14 protein-coding genes and 1 pseudogene are annotated in these 18,270 nt (G+C 54.4%); 7 read left to right on the forward strand and 8 right to left on the reverse strand.

The features are described from left to right. Positions 1-79: 79 nt before the first annotated feature. The 3 genes from CKO25_RS10965 to CKO25_RS10975 all read right to left on the reverse strand — a co-directional run bounded on the left by CKO25_RS10965 (position 80) and on the right by CKO25_RS10975 (position 2,847). Entirely contained in the window at positions 80-775 is a 696-nt protein-coding gene (locus CKO25_RS10965; RefSeq protein WP_200387977.1) for a cupin domain-containing protein, read from the reverse strand. A gap of 275 nt (positions 776-1,050) precedes the next feature. After that, the gene (locus CKO25_RS10970; RefSeq protein WP_200387978.1) at positions 1,051-2,403 is read right to left on the reverse strand and encodes an HD domain-containing protein; all 1,353 of its coding nucleotides are present in this window, start codon (positions 2,401-2,403) and stop codon (positions 1,051-1,053) included. Positions 2,404-2,475: 72 nt separating this feature from the next. After that, positions 2,476-2,847, reverse strand: coding sequence for an SRPBCC family protein (locus CKO25_RS10975; protein WP_200387979.1), 372 nt, complete (start codon positions 2,845-2,847; stop codon positions 2,476-2,478). A 223-nt stretch (positions 2,848-3,070) separates the two neighbouring features. On the opposite strand from CKO25_RS10975, the gene CKO25_RS10980 reads away from it, so the two are divergent. Next, entirely contained in the window at positions 3,071-3,394 is a 324-nt protein-coding gene (locus tag CKO25_RS10980; RefSeq protein ID WP_200387980.1) for an antibiotic biosynthesis monooxygenase family protein, read from the forward strand. Between the two features lie 460 nt (positions 3,395-3,854). Here the strand turns inward: CKO25_RS10980 and CKO25_RS10985 are convergent, their stop codons facing one another. From CKO25_RS10985 to CKO25_RS10995, 3 genes are all read right to left on the reverse strand, one after another. Then, the gene (locus CKO25_RS10985; protein ID WP_200387981.1) at positions 3,855-4,445 is read right to left on the reverse strand and encodes a histidine phosphatase family protein; all 591 of its coding nucleotides are present in this window, start codon (positions 4,443-4,445) and stop codon (positions 3,855-3,857) included. Between the two features lie 303 nt (positions 4,446-4,748). Then, positions 4,749-5,081, reverse strand: a complete 333-nt coding sequence (locus CKO25_RS10990) for a hypothetical protein (protein ID WP_200387982.1) — start codon at positions 5,079-5,081, stop codon at positions 4,749-4,751. A 383-nt stretch (positions 5,082-5,464) separates the two neighbouring features. Continuing rightward, on the reverse strand, positions 5,465-5,815 hold the full coding sequence (locus tag CKO25_RS10995; protein ID WP_200387983.1) for a hypothetical protein: 351 nt from the start codon (positions 5,813-5,815) through the stop codon (positions 5,465-5,467). A gap of 223 nt (positions 5,816-6,038) precedes the next feature. Between CKO25_RS10995 and CKO25_RS11000 the strand changes: the two are divergent. Continuing rightward, a pseudogene (locus CKO25_RS11000) lies at positions 6,039-6,986 on the forward strand (transposase). A gap of 94 nt (positions 6,987-7,080) precedes the next feature. Here CKO25_RS11000 and CKO25_RS11005 read toward each other — a convergent pair. Together CKO25_RS11005 and CKO25_RS11010 are read right to left on the reverse strand one after the other, a co-directional pair. Then, positions 7,081-11,835: a helicase domain-containing protein gene (locus CKO25_RS11005; protein ID WP_200387984.1), complete on the reverse strand. Its 4,755-nt coding sequence runs from the start codon at positions 11,833-11,835 to the stop codon at positions 7,081-7,083. Between the two features lie 16 nt (positions 11,836-11,851). Further along, positions 11,852-12,250 carry a hypothetical protein gene (locus tag CKO25_RS11010; RefSeq protein ID WP_200387985.1) on the reverse strand — a complete coding sequence of 133 codons (399 nt, stop codon included), beginning with the start codon at positions 12,248-12,250 and terminating at the stop codon, positions 11,852-11,854. A gap of 809 nt (positions 12,251-13,059) precedes the next feature. Between CKO25_RS11010 and CKO25_RS11015 the strand changes: the two genes are divergently transcribed. The 5 genes from CKO25_RS11015 to CKO25_RS11035 all read left to right on the forward strand — a co-directional run bounded on the left by CKO25_RS11015 (position 13,060) and on the right by CKO25_RS11035 (position 17,734). Further along, the gene (locus tag CKO25_RS11015) at positions 13,060-13,953 is read left to right on the forward strand and encodes an HNH endonuclease (protein WP_338115108.1); all 894 of its coding nucleotides are present in this window, start codon (positions 13,060-13,062) and stop codon (positions 13,951-13,953) included. Positions 13,954-14,810: 857 nt separating this feature from the next. Then, positions 14,811-15,122 carry a transposase family protein gene (locus CKO25_RS21950; RefSeq protein WP_200387986.1) on the forward strand — a complete coding sequence of 104 codons (312 nt, stop codon included), beginning with the start codon at positions 14,811-14,813 and terminating at the stop codon, positions 15,120-15,122. A gap of 35 nt (positions 15,123-15,157) precedes the next feature. Next, a complete protein-coding gene (locus CKO25_RS11025) occupies positions 15,158-15,919 on the forward strand; it encodes an HNH endonuclease (RefSeq protein WP_200387987.1) in 762 nt (253 codons plus the stop codon). Continuing rightward, the gene (locus tag CKO25_RS11030; RefSeq protein WP_200387988.1) at positions 15,901-16,374 is read left to right on the forward strand and encodes an SMI1/KNR4 family protein; all 474 of its coding nucleotides are present in this window, start codon (positions 15,901-15,903) and stop codon (positions 16,372-16,374) included. Before CKO25_RS11025 ends, CKO25_RS11030 begins: the two co-directional genes overlap by 19 nt. Positions 16,375-16,453: 79 nt before the next feature. Beyond that, the gene (locus CKO25_RS11035) at positions 16,454-17,734 is read left to right on the forward strand and encodes a tetratricopeptide repeat protein (RefSeq protein ID WP_200387989.1); all 1,281 of its coding nucleotides are present in this window, start codon (positions 16,454-16,456) and stop codon (positions 17,732-17,734) included. Positions 17,735-18,270: the final 536 nt, after the last annotated feature.

The raw sequence follows: 18,270 nt of genomic DNA on the forward strand, positions 1-18,270 counted from the left end.
GAAACATTGGCGATCGATCTGGATGCCGCGTACTTGAAACCGGCTCGGGAGTGAGTGGTGCAGGTGACGAGTCCTGCATTCACAAGCCGCCAACGCGCACATAGATCAAACAGCCGGTATCCGAAAACGGGGTGTGCCGGCTCAGATGCGGACTGCGGATCCAGGTTCCTTCCGGATAGCGTCCCTGTTCGTCGGCAAACTCGCCCTCAAGGACCAAAATCTCCTCGCCGCCCCAGTGGGTGTGGGTCTGGAACCGGGTTCCCGGCGCCCAACGCACCAGGGCGATGCTCTCCGGATAACCGGGCTGCGCGTAGAGGGGGCGCACACTCAGGCCCTCGACCAAGCCGGGGCGCCAGCCGTCCCTGGCGTGCGTGTCCTCGACCAGCCGCGGGCGATCCACGCCCGGATACTGACGCAGCCGCACGAACAGTGTGCATCCAGGGCCGGAGCGCGGGGAATGCCGACTGCCATGCGGGTTCATCAGGAAGGTGCCGGCCGGGTAGTCGCCGTGCTCGTCGGAGAAGACCCCGTCGAGGACCAGGATTTCCTCGCCCTCGGGATGGGCATGCTCGGGGAAGGCCCCACCAGGGGCATAGCGCACCAGACTGGTGACCGGGCCGGATTCGCCGCCCTGTCGGTACAAAGGCTTGCGCCACACGGTGCCGCTGGGGCTGGCCTCCCAGGGTAGCGCGGCGGTCTCGACCACTTCGCGTTGGGCGAGATTGGCGCGAACATCGGAAAGGATCTTGGGGGGCACGACTGGAGGATGAGTCATCAAATGGTCCTAGCCACAATCTTGTCGCGGTCCGATGCAGAGGTGGATCCGTGAATGGGTTGCAGGCTCGCAAGTGATCCGGTTTCAGAATCCGACCAGAACCGTGCCAGGCCGTGGGCGGTAGACTCGGCCCGATCCGGCAGGGCGGCGCTCAGGGCGACGCCCCAGGGACGCGGCAACGGGAATGCCATTTGCCGCAATACGGCCATCAGATTCGTAGCTTGGTTGACAATGGGGATTCAGGTCAGGATTCAACATGGCCCACCATCAGGCGTCTAAACGGCCCCGTGACGGTCCGACATCTCCTGGATGCGCTGGGCGAGCCGCACGATCTGCGGCCAGTCGTGACTGACGATGTCCTGGGCATGGGCCAGATTGTTGCGCAGTGACTCCAGATCCTTAATGACGCGCTTGGCCGCGCCCTTGGTGCGCAGGCCGAAGGCAAAACGCTGTTGCTCGTCTTCCATGACGATCTGCGCCTTGTCGGAGAGCTGCAGGCAGTCGGCCAGATCCACATGGCGGCCAATCCGACGGCGTTCCACCAACAACGCCTGGGCCTTCTCCAACCGCCCGGCGGAGAGTCGCTGCGTCCAGCCGCCATCCGGCCAGAGGGTGCGAATCCGCTCCAACAGTTCGAGTTCCAATAGCGTAATGATGCCGAAGAGCCACATCCGCACCACGGGCTGCTGCATGTCCTCGCGGACGATGACGCCGGCGACATCGCCCATCGCGGTAACGAAACAGAAATCGTAGCGAGTCAGGACGTGGATCACCTCAGAGAGCGGCGCATCACCCTGCAGCACTTGCGCCGGCGCGAAGGGGCGCAGCAGGTCTTCATCCTGCCGGTCCCTTGGCGTATGAGGGCACAGATACCCGATACAGATCCCATCACGCCGCAGCCCGACCACGTCTAGGTCGATCTGGTCCTCGGTGGAGGCCAGCACCGCGTCGATCCGTTCGAGATCGAACGACCGCAAGGGTTGCGCAATCTCGCGCGCATTGAAGGCCTCGGTGAACACCCGCAAGGCTCGGCGCTGTGCCAGATCCATGCTGCTGCGCGGGCGCCACTCCAGATCAGCCATCAGCGTCTGTGGCGGAGCGGGCAGGCCAAGACGCCGGGCGCATTGGGCGACGGTCTTACGCGCCAGACGATAGAGCCGCGCATCACCCGCCTCAAGCACCTCCAGCAGTGCCGCCGCCTCGGCCAGGTAGACGCGCCCGAACTTGGCATCATGGCGGCAGATGTCGCGGCAATTGTCGATCAGGTCAGCAAGCTTGATGGTCTTGGCCGCGGCGGTCGCGGCGGCGGTGTGGTGGCGATCGATGGCCTTGCGGACCGCCCGATTACCATCCGTCGGCTTGCTGACGTCGGTCAGATGCGCGACCAATTCGCGAATGGTACGGCCAAATTCACGCTCAATGTCACCGAAGGTCGCCGGGGTATCCTCCACGGTGTCGTGCAGCCAGGCCGCCGCAATCAGATTGGGGTCATCGGTGACGCTCGCCACCAGTTCGGCAACCGCTTTCAGATGCTCCTGATACGGCTGATTGGTGTATTTTCGACGCTGATCGATGCGTTGATGGGCCTCGGTGGCAAAGCGCCGGGCGTGGGCGATGAGGTCGTTCATGGAGGCCTGCCTGATTTCAGAATCCGTTGTCGGTTCGCCGCGACCCCTGCCCTGCGGGTTTGACCAGCAGACTCAGGGGCGCGCCCGATCCTCTATGCGCCGCAGGGCCACATCGCACACTAAGCGATAGAAGGGCGCCCAGCGCGGGATGTCAAAGGTGACGCAACAGCGTCCCGGGTCCAGCGCCGCGACCCGGTGCCCCGTCGCGTCCAGGCCGGCGATCCGCCAGGCCCAGGCGTGCTCGGGCTCCCAGCGGGTAATTTCGAAGGGCAGCCAGAGACCGACCGGGGTTTGGATCCGACCGCGCAGGCCAGGGCCGATCAACGGCGAGGGTGACTCAACCGCGCGCACGCTGGGACCCCACAGTGGCCATTCACGCGTATCGATCAGGACCCGCCAGACCGCGGCGGCAGGGGCATCGATGATCCGGTTGACCTGGTGCATGCAAACAACCCTCCCCGGGTCTCTCCAAAGACCATGACATGCGCGATGAGACCGGGTCTCATGGTTCTCGACCCAGGAACTGGGCCGCGGTTCCGACTCCGGCTCCGGCTGATCGCGCGGATCTGGCATAGACCATCCGGCGGCGCTAGAGTGCTCCGGGTAGGCCATGCGCCTTCTCTCGCCCCCCTGCCATCCACCATCTATAGCATCGAGGTTCCGACTGATGTTCATTGCGATGAATCGGTTTCGCATCAACCACGGGTTCGAGTCTGATTTCGAGCGCCTCTGGCGGGAGCGCCAATCCCAGCTCGCGCAGGTGCCGGGCTTCGTGACCTTTCGACTCCTCAAGGGGCCGGATGACGGCGAGACCAGTCTCTACGCCTCCCACACAACGTGGGCCTCACGCGCCGCCTTCGATACCTGGCGCGAGTCAGAGGCCTTCCATAAGGCCCATGCGCAAGCGAAGGCGCCACCGGGAACCTATGCCGGCCACCCAGTGCTGGAGCTGTTCGACGTGATCCTGGAAGAGTCGCATCACGATTCCTGATGTGCAGCCGAGTCGTGTCTCCGTTGCGGAGGTCGTCACGCGACCCGCGATAGGCGGAGGATCCATTCCAAGACCGAGCAAAATACTAGGTTATTCCCACGCCGTATTTGTAGGATTCGTTGAAAGGGGGTGTTGGGGGCTGCAATTCCGCCCTGTGAGTGGCTGTGACTCCCCAACCCAATGACTGAATGAGGTACTCCCCATGAGTGACGAAGTCTTGCAGAAACGGAACCGTTGGGCTTTCTGGACCGCCGTGGCTATCTGTCTGGTGCCCCTCGTCCCCTACGCCATTCTTGGCGGATCCTGATCGTTTAGCCGTGTGCTGCTGAGCACACAGGCACCAGCACACGGGGCCACTGAGCCCCGTGTGTCATTCCGGTCCGCACAGTTCGACACCCTGCCATTGACCCGACATCATTTCAGTCGCTGGTGGATCACTTGAGCGAATCAAGCGAGTCATCTACTGCTGTGTGATCAGGCCCAGGACGCTGAAGCCGCCCAGCGCGTTTGGCTCCATGACCACGATGTTTCCGGGCTCTGTCTGCTGAAAGCTGATGGTGTTGATGTTGCTGCGATGGCTGACCAGCACCAGCACCCCCTCGCCGTCGAAATCACCAATCGTCTCCCGAACATCCTCCATCAGCCACTCGGACTCGTCAGCCGGAAGCGCCTCGAGCAGGTTCAGTGGCAACCAGGCGTCGTATTCACCGAACGCCAGTTCCGCGGTTTCGCGCGCACGGCAGAATTCGCTGCTCATCACTGCGTCCACCTCGATCCCCTGTTCTTGGAAGAGCACACCCAGAGCGCGCGCGTGCTGGCGACCTTCCTCGCTCAGATTCTGCTCCCGCGTGCAGTCGCGCTCGGCCGAGAGGTGCATCGAGACCTCTGGAGGCGCGTCCTCGGACTGGGTGTGCCGAATCATCACAACCTTACCGCCCTCTGCCAGCGCGGACCAGAGGGTAGAATCGTCCGCAGCGATCGAATCAGAGGCCATGATCAGGACGAGAGCGGAGACGGCGGAGAAGAGGGTCGTTGTGGCGAGGATCTTCATCGAGAAAACTCCTTGGTGAGAGCGAACAGGATCGCGCATCGCACCACCAATCGCGACGCATTGTGGGCTTTCGAGCGGTGCTGGGATTCTTGGCCTGGTCGAGGTTGCCTGAGTCGATCGCGTAGATCGTCGACTCACCCAGACACGAACTCGCCCGGACAAGATCATCATGGTTGAACAACCCAGTCAATGAATCGGTTTGAGCGCCCTGCCCAGGGGTGGCCGAATGGGCGTGGAATCCGGACAAAAAAAACCATGCGACCCGAAGGCCGCATGGTTGGTCTGCTGACAATCCATCAGTGATCAGTTGGGGAGGATCACAACCTGCCCTTGGAACACCGCCTCGTGATAGGCGCTGGTCGCCAACAGATCGGTCACGTTCGGGTCCGCCAGAGCCGTGGCAACTTCTGCCAATTCGCTGCGAGACAAGCCGCCTTGGTGCAGGGTCGCCAGCAGGTGCTCGGCTTGCAGTTCCGCGGCAATCCGACGCTGTTGCGCGAACCAATTCTGACCCGCCTCGGTGGTCACACTCTGGTCGTGCGCGGCACTGTGATCGAGTGTCAGCGGCTTGGTGTCGGACAGGACTACGGGTGATGTGATCAGGGTCGCGATCAGGATCAAGAGAGTGGATTTCATGAGTCTGTGCTCTGCCATAAATTAAGATAATGCTAATATACTGATAAATTGATCCTGAGTCAAGTGGTCGGGATAAGGGGATGTCGTGATCTTCGCTGCATGTGGTGACCACGCATCAGCCAGCTGGGAGCCAGCGGGGCTGGTGGAACAATCATGTCCGTCCGACGAGCAGCAGTGCCGGGGGCGAGCCGTCTCAAGGACGAGGGTGTTCCGGTTCCCGGCGCCGAGCACCATCACCAGCCGCTCCTAGTTGGCGGTACAGGAGGGTTTCGCCTCGGCGGTCACGACCGAGCTGTCCAGGCGGCTGGGGAATGCCGTCTGGGAGCAGGCGGGTGGGCTGGGCAGCCTGGACAGCCGCCACTCGCCCCTGCGGGTGGAACTCCCTATGCCTCGCCGACATTGCGTACGTGGCCCTTTCTCGTGACGCTGTACTTGCGGCCGATGCGGCGATCGAGCTGCGTCAGCATCTTACGGGTGGCGCGGGTCACGGCTTGCTCCACGCTACGGTCGGCATGATGAACCTTGAGCGGGCGCTTGCCGGCGAAGCGCGCCTCAAGGCCGCATTCGATCTCGCGGCCGGTGCCACCTCTGGGGTCGCACGGATGCAGATGCACCTCAATACGACGCACGAAGTCGTCGAATCGACCCAGGTGGTCATTGAGCACGGCGAGCACCGTGGCTCGGTCTTCGGCCGACGTTCTCAGGCCGCCACTGCTGTTAATCTGCACGTTCATGGATATCGTCTCCTCGACCCAGTCGCGACCTCGCGGAATGCGAGGCGTCGGCAGCAAATCATTAAGCGATTCAGCGTGGCGCAAAGCGCGTCACCTCGCAAGCCCAGAAGGAGCTATGATCGAAACTGGTGGATGAACGGGGACTGGATGGAGCTTGAGCAGGCGGCGCACCGTTGCTGACCATGTGGTTGTCGAGACCCAAGGCAGCAACGACGAGGACGCCATGAGCAACGAGACGAGGACGGGGACCCGATGTGCAAGTGGTGACCGGGTGGAGCCGCTGGGCGAGCTGTGCCTGCCGTTAGAGGAGCTGATCCGCCGGGGCACGCGGGACATCCTGCAGCGGACGATCGAAGCGGAGGTGGGGCACTTGCTTGAAGAGTTTGCCAGAGTGTTGTTGCTGCTGGACGGGCGCGGCGCGGTGGTGCGAAACGGCCATTTGCCCACGCTCTTGAGCCGACTGGAGGCGCAGTGGAGCGAGGCGGACCGGGACCTGGCCAGCGGTTCGCTGGCGGACAGCCGATGCGCCGATTGGTGGATCGACGGCATCCAGACAACGCTGCGCAAGCCCACCGAATCCTGACTCGATAGGCTGCGCGACCTGAAGGCGCGTGGTCTGCAGGCTGATTCGCGCCTAGCCGTCGGCGACGGGGCTCTGGGGTGCGCTCGATCAGGTTTACCCGGACACCGCTCATCAGCGCTGCTGGTTCCACAAGTTGGGCAACGTGCTCAACGCCTAAACCAAGTCGTTGCACGGCAGAGCGAAGGCGGATCTGCAGGCGATCTGGATGGCGGCAACCCGCAAGCAGGCCATGCAAGCCTTCAGACGCTATGGGGCCAAATACCCCAAAGACACCGCGAAGCTTGAGAACGATCGCGAGGCCCTGCTCGCCGTCTTCGCCTTCCCTGCCAAACACTGGGTACACCGACGCACCACCAACCCGATCGAGTCGACCTTCGCCACCGCACCGGCCGAACCAAGAACGGCGTCGCCCGCACCACCGTCCTCGTTCTGGCCTTCAAGATGACCGAAGAGGCCGCCAAGATCTGGCGGCGCATCCGTGCTCCCGAGAACGTGGCCGAACTGCTCGGTGGAGCACGCTACGAAGACGAGTTTCCGGTGCCGGACACCCCACCGGAAACCCACGAGGAGCAACGGGAGGCCGCCTGAACAACTCGAGCCTCTGAAACTCCCGCCGGTTCCTCGATGGTGCACAGCGTAAGCCGCCCCGGCCGCGTGCGAGAGAAGATCTTGGAATAGGCGCTTACGCCAAATCAGGATACTCAGGTAATTCGCTGCCAACCAATTGATGCTCTTCACGCAGCCGTTGTGCCCGCAGCCGTTGTTCTTGGGCACGATCACGCTGGCTAGGTTTTTCGCTGTTGGCGAGGTATTCAGCATACCGCTCGCGCGCGACGATCAAGCGCTCAGCCATCATACGACGGCCTCGGCGAGTCGCCTCTTGCTCCAGCGCCCATTCATAAAACTGAATGGCTGTCACGTCGTGACCTAAACGCTCAATAGCAGCGCCGGCAATGTCTCGATCGATGCCAAGATGGGCACAGCCATTCCATTGGTTCCGATTCTGATCGTCACGCAGACGCGGAACAATCAACTCGGAAAGTGTCTGCAAGACACGTGCGCCCGAGCCGGTCACACCTCGCGAGCAAGCCAACGGCTCAATGATCTGGCACACAATCAATTCCAATGCTGTTTGTGTCTGCGCAGCCGTCAGGCTAGGAAAACGCTTACGGAAAGTGTCCTCGTGGGTGAGGTCCTGAGTTAGAGTATTCCACTTGTCATGTTCGGCGAGAGCCTTGACAAAGACGCCCAGAGCCATCCGCCATTCCTGCTCGTTTTGGTGTGGATCACATGCTCGAAGTCGCTGATCGGCTTTCGTCTCATCCTTCGACATCGGCAACTCAGTTTCCAGAAGCCTTGAGGCGAACATGCTCGGCAACACACCAGTTCCCGGATAGCGACTCGGGTCAGGATCAAGTTCGATGAAACGGTCACCAAGTTGTCGGCGTAGATCGCTAAGCTTTCGCTCATCATCGCTAGTATGTTTGCCTTGATCGAGACTCCAGCGAATACGCTTCGACAAACAAGCTGCGACCCTTTCATCAAAATAGGTACGTTCCTCCGGCCGAAGTCCAGGGAGTCGCACGGCCCAGGTGTAGTAATCGAGGGCATCATTGAGCCGATTCGCACGTTCGATGGCAGCCCCGACAATAGGCAGACTGAGGTTCATCTCGACCACGGTCGTCCAGCGTCGATTGTCTCGATAGAGTCGCTTGCGCAGCAGCACGGACAGAGGGTCACGGGCTTCGCCAGGAGCCTCCGCAATAGCGTCATTGAATGCAATGCACTCGACGAGGGCGCGTTCTATGGAAGCACGTTGGTCTAAATCGAGCCGATCCCGCCAACTATCGATGCGTTCTAAGATGGGTCCGAGTGCCTGCCATTCGCCGGTTTCGACAAGGGCGACAAGATGCAGTCTAAGAGCGCTGGTAGCCAGGTCGTTCGACGCTTCCAGAATGTGATTGATGTGTCGCCAGAGCCTCTGGGTCAGAGTCACCAGCAAGGGTCCGCTGGTCACCAATCGCTCGCGCGAAAGCATCTCGACAGCGGGTTGAAAGAGGCCTGTCTCAATAAGTGCTTCGATCAGAATAGCACCGAGAGATTCATTGTTTCTCAGTGTATCGAGCCCCTGTCCTTGTTGCTGCCAGTCCTGAACGATCTGATCATAATCACTGACTGCCTTCAGAGGCTTTAGCGTGTCCGGCCAAGTGCTGGTAGCATACAAACTGCGGTGATAAGCATCGTGTGAAGTCTTGTCCGCGTCCTCCCAGAGGCGGCGAGCTTCATCGAAACGCTTCAGACCATAGGCAATGGTCGCGAGCTGCTCGTTAGGATAGTCAAATTTGCGCGCGACACTGTGGATGACTGTCCAATCGACCAAAGTAGGATTCGCAGAAGAGTGGTGCTTTGACCAGTTAAGCAAGGCGGTGGCAGCATGCCGCCAGCCGTTGCCCTCCATCACCTGATCTTCCGCCATTTTTGCATTCAGGCGCTTGATCGCACGTGCTGTCTCTTTTGGGTCACCATTCCAAACGGCTCCTTGATCACACACTGTCAGGCACTTGGCTAAGACTACTCTTAAATCGCTGCACCAATCTCCACGCCATTGTGTTTGAGTGACCAGCTCAAAGTCAGGAATGGCCCAAAGACACTGCAATGCGCGCTCTTGATCGTCAATCTCGAGGAATCGCTTCGCGGCATCCGCATATTGTCCTTCCAATTGTAATGCGTGAGCGTGGCACTCGGTGGCCCTTGATTGATCACTTAAACGTTGGAACAGTGTACGTGCTCGCCGCAGCAGTCGGGAGTCCTCCGCGTCCATACCCTCGCGATACCATTTTTCGGCAAGCGCATGAATTTCGGCATGATCATCTGAGGTTGCACGATCATTGAAGAGTGCCTCCACTTCCTCCGAGTGACCTTCCTGGACCAGCAGGATACGATCACCTCCCCAGTCCGAGGGGTTGATATTGGCCTGAAGATGTTGAGCAAGCTGCTCAGCATCCATATTTTGCATAATTCCCCAGAAAGTCTGGAAAGTTGTTGGATCATCAAGGATCACGAGACGGCGGCGGGCGCGACTGGCAGCAACGTAGAGCCGGTTGAGGAAATATTCCCATTCGATCGTGATACTTGGCCCTGGATCAGCTCCGCCTTCACCTCGTAGGCGTGCAGCCAAAGAAGGGGGACAGGTCGCACCGAAACGATACAAGATCACAATCTCATCATATTCGAGTCCCTTGGCCATGGTTGGACTGAGCACTGTACTCGGTATGCCTTCTTCATCCCGCTCGACTGTGGTGTTCAGTAGAGGATCATTCGCGACCAGTTCAGTTTCCTCGTCCTCATGACAATTGGGAATGATGACCAGCGCGCTGTAGCTGAGAAGTCGCTTGGCTTGCGGGTGATTGACAGACAGTAAAAAAGGCCTGGTTGCTGTAGGGCTTGGAAACCAAGCCTCCTGTGGCCTAACGTTATAGTTCTCACCAAAGAGACACAACCTTAATAACTGGATGTAGTTGCAAAAGTCAACGACCTGTTTGGATGAGCGATAATTTGCAGCTAGTTCTTGGTAATTAAATCCAGAGGTGCTGCGCACGCGATGTTCTAGCGGCTTCAGAAGATAATCATGGAAGCTGGATTTCACTGCTTCCCAACGGAAGCCAGTGGGGTTCAGTGTCTGTAATGGATCCCCGGCAAACACAAAGGGGACATGTCCAATCGAATAGGCTGGAACCGTGCGATCCGAAAAGAGTGAGAGGTGATACAATATCTTCAACTCAAGTGCTGTAAAGTCCTGGGCTTCATCACAGAAGATTGCTGGATAACAACGAGGGAAGGTGCCCTCGGTCAAGACTTTGACGGCAAGATCTTGATCGTCCCAATAGCCATTTTCTTCGCAGTATGGGCGATACCAGCGTTGCCAAACATGGTTGAACACTTCTGTATAATCCGTATCGGTTACGCTTTTATAGCGACGAGGTAACGCTTTGTATGCCTCGGGATTCAGATAATCCTGCTCCGCATGGGCCATACCTTTGATGTAGGTTCGCAGAATGTGCCACACGAGGTCGACGCCAAATTTCTTTTTTTCTTTCCATGGCGCACGCTGCTCCCAAAGACGTTTGAATTGCGCGTAACCGATCCGTTGTTCCCTCGAAAATCCGGCACGAACCTCAAGGGGGAGCAGGCTTACCAAGAACTCACGAAAAAGCTTGAACGTCTGATCGAAAACTTCGTCTTTATGAGCAATATAGTTGTCATGCCATTGCTCGTCACGCTTGAGCAAAATTCCTGCGTTTGCTTCTAGTAGCTTGACAACGTGGCTTCGGGCCGTCTTGAGTAGATTCTCGCTGTAGGTCAGATACAGAGGTGTATAACCTGGGTTCGGGCTCCAGTGAGCAAAGCAAAGGTAAAGATAGTCTTTGATGAGATAGTGTAGCAAAGTCGATTTACCACTGCCGGCACGGCCATTTATGAAAAGCGGAAAGCGGCTTTGTGACTGATAATAGATCAGCGCGAGGACGTCACTCTCTTCGGGGGATAAAGAAAGGTTTCCCTCTTTCTGATCCTGAATCTGAAAATACTCCTCTGAATCCAGCAAGAATACGTCTAGAGGATATGCCCGACGTGTATTTCGAATGAGTGTTTCGCGATCGACATCCGTAGAATGTTGATGGTCTTCTGAACGATCATGTCCTTCAATCAGTGGTGTTGGCGTGTTGACATTTTTTGTAGTGAGATCGAGCAAGACAAGAACATGATGTGAAGGGAAGTATTGAAAGTGGATGCGGATCTCTTCGTCATCTAGATCGACGTAGCCAGGTTCGAGATATGGGATGAGAAGATCACCCTGTGGTTGGGAACCTTGACGGTGGAAACATTCAACCTGCTCATAGATTTTTTGCTGAAAGACTCGATGAATTGCGTTTCCACTCCGTTTGAATTGTTGTTGCCCTTGAGCCTGGATCCAACTCTCAGTTTCAAGCACCATGACCTCGGTTGCGGGTGTTCCTTCCTGGGTCAGCCAGATTGATTCTTCCGGGCTAGGATTCGGAGGACGCGGTGGTTCAGGGTTATGTTCGAAGACGCGGATCCGTTCAGCAAACGTCTCGCTTTCCTGATCGTCGATTCGATGATAGCGATCATCGGCACAGCCGAACCTGATGCCCTGCCAGAGTTCATCATATTTTTGGTCACCGCGGCTCAGAAAGGCGAACGCACAGAGCAGACAGTAGTCTCCGCGGGTATGCTTTGAAAAGACAACGCGAAAGTCTCGGCCTAAATCTTTTTTATAATAGCGGTTATCGAATTGATTGAGCAGTACGAGAGTTTGATCCTCTTCTATCTTGCGGAGTAGATTGCGCATTTCATCAAGCCGTGCGTGAGTGACGGCGGCTATTTCGGCATCGTGTGTCATGCAAGTCAGAATTGTCATGTTTCCATTTTCCTTTTCAATACACTTGCGAATAACAGCAGCAGTACGTTGCAGCCTTGTTCTCGATCCTGGTCGCCGTGTTGGCCTGCGTGCGGTGTTGTTCTGCGGTCTGGTCCTGCGCGGGTAGCGCCTGCGGGGTAAACAGCGTTGATGAACTGCTCCTGTACTGACGCTTCCAAGTCTGGGGCAGCGCGATGCAATCGAACTTTGCGGCCCAGGTGATCGGAGTGTTAGGGGAGAACGCTAGGTTGATGGTGTTGGAGTAACTCTCGCGTGGAGCGTGAAGAAAACCCTGGGAGTAGAAGGAACTGAGAAACGTCTCGGCATGCGGATGCAGTCCAGTACCCTCATCGGGGGTCTTTTGAATCGTCTCCAATCCGCGTCCCATCCAGATCGCCGCGTTGCGAACCACCACGTTTTACTCCGACAGAACAAAGAAGTACGTCACTGGATCACTGGCCACTAAGCTGGCCCCTGGGTGTAAAGGTTTTGTCCAGCAGTCCCAGACTTGTTGGAGGCCGCACCTTTGCACATCGACCCGAAACAAAGGTGAGTTATCCTTTCCAAGAGTAGGAAATTTCCATGTCCGTGACAAATCTCTGCACACACATCACTGGGGACTGGGGACTGCTTCATGGACAGCGCTGCGCTGAGAAACGCTAGTCCAAAGCCTCGGGACTGAGCGTATCGGGCTGTGCTAGGACCTGCAGCCGGTCGCGCCTTGGGACTGGCTATCAAGCAATCGGTCGCGTCCAACCAAGCCGCATGTGTGCGAGTGCCCGTGCGATTCCGGACAGCTTTGTATCGAGCCGCATCGTGGGATCTATTGCGTGTGGGAGACTGGGTCGAAGCGGTATTTCCCGCAGGATTGAAGAGACTCATACCTGTCATAACCACCAAAACGGGACCACCATGATGCGATCGCCAGCGTGGCTTTTGGGCATTATGAATCCAGAGGCACAGAAAAACTTTGCACGGATCCGGGGCCGCTTCGAGGGGTGGGATCGGGGCTGGAGGAGCCACGTGGTCATCCCGGCCTGGATCATCATAGTCAGTGCGGGGCTGGCGAAGCGTGGTGCGGTTGTCACCATGAAGCCATCCCTGACGGACTGCTGTGTTTGCACTTCACCGGATCCAGTCTCGTCAGTCATCGCGATCTGGTGTACGCTTGGACGCATGGAGGTGTGTTCCCACCCGGGAACGCACGCAAGGAGTAGGAATGGCGTGAGCGATCAGGATACCGCGATCCGCATGGCCGCCTTCGCGTGGTGCCGTCAACTGCTCCGCGCACAGGGCGGCGCGGTGCCGTGGGTGGCGATCCAACACGGGTTCACCTGTGAGGGTGAGAACATCCATCTCGGCAGCACTCCGCGCGGGATTCATCGCCCGGCGCAGATGCGTCGCGGCGTGCTGAGCATCAAGACCACCAAGCCCAAACGCGGGCGCACCGCGCGCTACGATGATGCGCTCGGTGACGATGGCGACTTCATAGATGCGTTCCAGGATGATGACCCGAACAGTCGGGACAATGTCGCTCTGCGCGAGTCCTTCGAGGAACAGTCCCCGCTGATCTATTTCTACGCCCTGGTTTCGGGCGTCTACGACATCCTCTTTCCCTGCTACGTAGCGGCCTGGGATACGCACGTCTTGCGTTGCAGGGTGGCGGTCGGCAGCGCGCATGAACTGGATGAGCGTGCACAGATCCGCGTTCCACAGCAGCCTCTTGAACGGCGCTACACCACCGTAGAGGCCAAGGTGCGCTTGCAGCAGGGCGAATTTCGCGAACTGGTGCTTGAGGCCAATGACCGCCAATGCGCGATCGCAGGGTTGCCGATCGCGCGCTTACTGGAAGCGGCGTACATCATTCCGGATCGCGATGACCGCGGACGCCCTGAGGTCAGCAACGGGCTCTGTCTCTCGACCCTGCATCACAGTGCCTACGACCGTTGCCATCCTGGGCATCGACCCGGAGGCTGTACCAGGTGGCCCCGCGGTGCTCAAGCAGCACGATGGGCCGACCCTAGAGCAGGCGCCCAAGGGGTATCACGGGCAGCGGATTCGGTGGTCACGGCATGCCGAGGGTCGGCCGAATCGGGAGGCATTGGTGGAGCGGTTTGAGGGGTTTCGGGCGGTGGCTCTGGGGTTAGAGTCGCTGTGATATGGCTGGTTAAGCAGAAACGGAAAGTATGAAATAGATTGGATGAAGGCAGTTAAGAGATTTATCGTGTATTTCTAGCTTTTGCAATAAAAAATATAGTATAAAAGAGTTGTGCCTTGAGCCTAAAGCTCTATCGCATTGATCATAGAATTTAGTGGGAACTACTATTGAAGAAATTAAACGATGACAGTCTTTGTTCAATTAACTGAAATCAAATTCGATCGAACCATCAAAGAAACTATTGGCATGTCCCGAGAGAAATTTGATGCCCTCGCTACTGTCTTCGCTGATGCTTATGACTAAATGTTGCAGGAAAAACTCCGTAACAAGCAAATCAAATACTTACCAAAAAGAGGCCCTTCGTTTGTTCTCGATACCCACGAAAAGCGTCTCTTTTTCGTCCTCTACGATCTTGACAACCTATCCCACGTTCGATGTTTTTGGCTTTCATTTTAAACTCAGCGCAGGCCGTGCACACGATAACGTTGTGTTGTACTCCGACGTGCTCAACCACGCTCTTGGGTCCCTGAACATTACACCGAAGCAAACGGTTCAGTCACGCAACGAGATCAAAAATATTATTGAAAAATATGACAATATTATCGTTGATGGAACAGAGTTCGCCTGCGACCGACCGTCGGATGACGACCACTAAAAGAAACGATACAGCGGTTAAAAAAAGACATACCGTCAAAGTTTTAACGCTCACCAGTCATGACCTGAAAATACTTGACATGAGTCCCTTTTTGGTGACCTAGTACATGACGATACGATCATAAAAAAATGCCTACCTCCACATATTTCTTGGTTTGAGGGCATGACCCTGAGGGCTAACCTTGGCTTTCTTGGCGCAACAACTGATTTTGGACGTGGAGCCGACATTCGTTTACCTCATAACAGGCCAAAGCGATCAAAGCTGCATCCACATCCGCGCTTAACCAAAATTCGACAAAGAGCGAATCGTCATCACTCCAGTATCCGTGTCCTTGTCGAGCATGCGATCACTGGAACCAAATCATTTCATTGTCTCAAGCACCGGATTCAGAACCAGTCATCTGCACTCATAGATCAATTTTTTGGCTTTGCAGGTGGTCTTTGTAACTACCAAATCATAAACTTTAACATCTAGACGTTCGTAACAACTCTAAAGATAGTGTACGAAAGATGATACTACGCACATTTTTTACAAAAATTGGTCTTCTGATCATCATTGCTTTGCTGTCTAGCCAATCGGCTGCTTTCACATCAACTCTAGATGATTCGGCACGCATTGTTGCTAAGCTCATCAATCAAATAAACAAATCTGGAAAAATATACAAAAACAATCAGCACCTACTAAAAGAAATGGGAAAAAATATCGATGATTTCGTAGTGCCACTATCTAAATACACAAAAGAAGAAAGAATAAAATTACTATTAGACGTCGCTGAAAACAAAAAAATCATTAAAGGCACCGAAAAATTAAAGATAAATCGCGCACTTTTGAAGAATGAAATAAAAGAAGATGACTTGATTAAAATCATCAGAACGGGTGGTAGTGCTGATGATCTCCTAATTAAAGCAAGAATCCCGCATAACCAAAAGTATGCTGGAAAAATTTATCATGTTGATGCTGAAAAGCATCCAAATATTTCAAAAAAATATCCAAATGGCGTAAAGTTTACAGATGAAGGGTATCCTGACTTTAGTCCATATGCGAAAGCTAAGACCAAAGTAGAGGGTTTGACAGGAAGTCACTACGATGATGTGATCAAATCAAATAGAGCAATGGGCTACAAGAAAACGCCGGAAGGGTATACTTGGCATCATGTAGAAGATTGTTTAACAATGATTCTAGTTCCAACAGATCTGCACAATGTAGTCAGACACTCCGGTGGCGCTGAAAAACTTCGAAAAGGGGGTGTGGGATGTCAAGCATTATTCTAGAACCAAAAGAAAAGCTTACAGAATCAAAAATAATTAATGCAGAGGAAGAGATCAATTTAAAGCTGCCATCTGATTACAAGAAATTTCTGTTAAGAACCAATGGAGGTTATCCAGAAAAAGGAGCTTTCATGATAGATTTCGGTCACGACCGAATACAGATAGGTCATGTCAATTATTTTTTATCCATTTATGATGGAGAACATTCAAATCTAGTCGATTATGTAAAAACTTATACTGAAAGATTGCCAGAAGGGCTTCTACCCGTTGCCTATGATGATCAAGGAAATTTAGTAGTCTTAAAGATAAATGGGGAAAACAAGGGTAAAGTTTATTTTTGGGATCATGATCAGGAGGGTTATGATGATTACGATCCAGAAAAACCCGAGATGGGTTTCGTTGCGGATAACTTTGATAAGTTTATTTCTGAACTTGGAAAAGCGGATTCGTCTACATAAAACATGCTAAAGGGAACAAGGATTAATTCTTGGAGCATGCACAGAATAAAGCTTAAATTGTTAAAGTCAGGAGAAGAAGATGAGCCTTAATGCAAAGAGCCCTAAGTCAAAGAGCACTCTTTTGTACTCATTTTTTTTATTAGGCTGTTTGGCTACATTTCCTGTTTTTCCCTCACCCGAGATTGATGCAACTTTTAAAGAACTCTACCCAGATCCATGGTGGTCAACATCGTGGGGTATTGCCGCAATAAGCATAGGTGCCGCTGTAGCTGTAGCTGGTGCAGTTGCGTTTACGGTAGCAACAGCAGGTGCAGGTGGCGCCATGCTCGGAGCCGCTGGCGGATGGATTACAACAGTTGGCAGTGCAGTTGGGATGGCCGCTGGCTATGGTAGCGGAGCAGCAGCGGCGGGGCTTGCAATATTAGGTGGAGGCACGCTCGCTTCAGGAGGTTTCGGTATGGCGGGTGGCGCTTTTGTTATAGCTGCTTTGACAGGAGCAGCAACCGGTGTAATAACAGACATTTCGATTTCTGTGGCTGCGGATGCAATCCTCAAAGAACCCTACCGTAGATATGAGTATATTAAGGTTCCACTAATCGAAAAAAAAGGTAGTAAAGATGTCCGAAATATCGTAAAAGAATTAAAGGAAGTTGAAGAGAATTTCGCAAAGGAAAAAATTGGAAAAGAAGAATTTGAAAATGAAACAAACCGACTATCTTCCGAGCTTATAAATAAAGCATCAAATGTTTGCGAAAGCAAACAAAAAGACAAGAATTCCTTGTTTGATGCTATCAACATAGCCATTCTTTCTTATAACAAACAAGATGAAGAAATACAGAAATTATGTTGGGATTCAGTATGGCCGCACGCTAAGAATGGTTCTTTTTTAAATTATCTTAGTGCTCTTAATTTACTAAGTGAGGGCCAATACGAAAAAGCCATAAAAGACTTAGAGACTGCTGTCGCTAAAGAGCCGACGGCTCTACAGCCTTATATTTTATACATCATGTCCCTAAATGATCTCGATGAACATAAAAAATCATTAAAAGTAGCAAAAGATGGCTTGAAAAACGTTAGCAAGAAAAATTATCATTTGCTTTTTGCTGCAGGCAATGCATCTTTTTATCTAAAAGATTATGATTCGGCTGCGAATTATTACGAGAAGGCATATAACGCAATCTCGGAGGACATGATTAAAACGGATACAGCAATGATGGCCGCAATTTCCTATCATGAGGCCGATGATAATAAATCCGCATGGAAATGGTACGAAAGAGCATTAAAAACACTTGGAAAAAACAACGAAGACTACAAAGCAGAGATAACAAGAAGATGGAGTGATATAACTAACGAGACATGATTCCTGAAATCTGGCTCTCCCGGATCTCACGGGGTCACGTTAACTTATAAATCAGTTACTTGATGGCGGTGCTCCGCTAAAATGTCATGCGAGCGCTTTTGATGATGACTTTCGATCAGGACACGATTCGGGACCTTTTAAATCTTCCTGACATCGCGATTGACCGGGTGGTTTTAGGTGAACGCAAGATGTTGAGGATTGACGTTCATAGTACCTTTGGTTCCCAGGAAGGAACGCAATGTCACCGTTGTGGCAAGCCGATTGATCATGCTTATGGTTTGGGCAATGAGTTCGAACTTCGACATTTGCCGCTAATCGAATACCGAGTGCTGTTAATTTTACGCCCGAAGCGCGATCAATTTCGCTCCTGTGAGGGACACCCAACGACAAGTCAAACCCCTCATGGTATACACCATGCACCTCAGTCACGAAAGCTTACGAGCAACAGATGCTTATGGAACTGATCAACAGCACGCTTGAAGATGTGAGCCGGAAACAGGCCATTGGCGTTGATGCGTGACAAGGCATCCTTGATC

The organism is Thiocapsa imhoffii, assembly GCF_016583985.1.
In the GTDB taxonomy this organism is placed as follows: domain Bacteria; phylum Pseudomonadota; class Gammaproteobacteria; order Chromatiales; family Chromatiaceae; genus Thiocapsa; species Thiocapsa imhoffii.